General features: G+C 49.5%; 1 protein-coding gene and 2 pseudogenes. 1 reads left to right on the top strand and 2 read right to left on the bottom strand.

Annotation, left to right across the window (positions count from 1 at the left end):
- The coding region (locus ACLD9W_RS12370) for a transposase family protein (RefSeq protein ID WP_410842285.1) at positions 1-277 on the top strand (277 nt) is incomplete at its 5' end.
- Positions 278-296: 19 nt separating this feature from the next.
- Here ACLD9W_RS12370 and ACLD9W_RS12365 read toward each other — a convergent pair.
- A pseudogene (locus ACLD9W_RS12365) lies at positions 297-425 on the bottom strand (FAD-dependent oxidoreductase); the annotation flags it as partial.
- Positions 426-676: 251 nt separating this feature from the next.
- Positions 677-888: pseudogene (locus ACLD9W_RS12360) on the bottom strand (hypothetical protein); the annotation flags it as partial.

Below are 888 nucleotides of genomic sequence, written 5' to 3'. Positions count from 1 at the left end.
AGAGCTTTATCCCTACAAAATAGTCATTGCGGATAAGGGTTATCAAGGATTGGCTAAAACCGGATTACAGACCCCGAAAAAGAAATCCAAACATCATCCGCTGAACAAACAGGATAAAGAGGCGAACAGGCGGTTAGGCAAACTCAGAACCGTCATCGGGCACATCAACAGGAAACTGAAGATATTCAAAATCTTGTCGCTGCCTTACCGCAACAGGCGGAAACGGTTCGGGTTAAGGGCAAATCTGATTGCAGGACTGGTTAATGCGATGGGATGAATATTTTCGCAAGAGGTCTAATGACGAAGCGGGGGAAATGCTGTTTTTCGAGCACGCACACGGAAAAGCCGTGTTTGAGCAGCAGGGCGGCGGCGACTGCGCCGGAGGGGCCGGCGCCGATGATGGCGATATCGCAGGATTGGGTCATGTTTGGTCTCCTTAAAAGATGGGGGTGCGGGGTAGGCTTCAGGTAGCCTTTCAGACGGCTTGGAAGGCTACCTGAAAATCGTGGGATAAGGTTTGCGCGGCATCAATATATAAAACCGTATGGGTTTAAGTTTCAGACGGCCTTTTTGTAGTAGCGGGCGGGTTTCGTCATTCATAATTCACACTAGGGGAGGCTACCTGAAAAGTTCTAGATAGCCTCCGGGGTTCAGGCGAAATATTTTGTGGAATGACCTATTGGTCTAACATTTTGGTATTGATCAACAAACGCACCGCTGTACCTTCATAACGCTGGTTCAACCACGCCTGTAACCGTTCGCGGTCTTTGGCGGGCAGAGGTTGATCGAATTCGAGGGAGACAACAATATTGTTACTTGCGTCCGCTTCTTCGCTTTGAACTCTCTCAGGCTGCTCCTGCGTAGCGGGTGCAGTTTGTGCTTTTTCCC

This window comes from Neisseria sp. WLZKY-1, assembly GCF_046546535.1.
Classification (GTDB): Bacteria; Pseudomonadota; Gammaproteobacteria; order Burkholderiales; family Neisseriaceae; genus Neisseria.
Note: the sequence above shows the minus strand (reverse complement) of the source record. Positions and strands in the feature narration are given on the sequence as shown.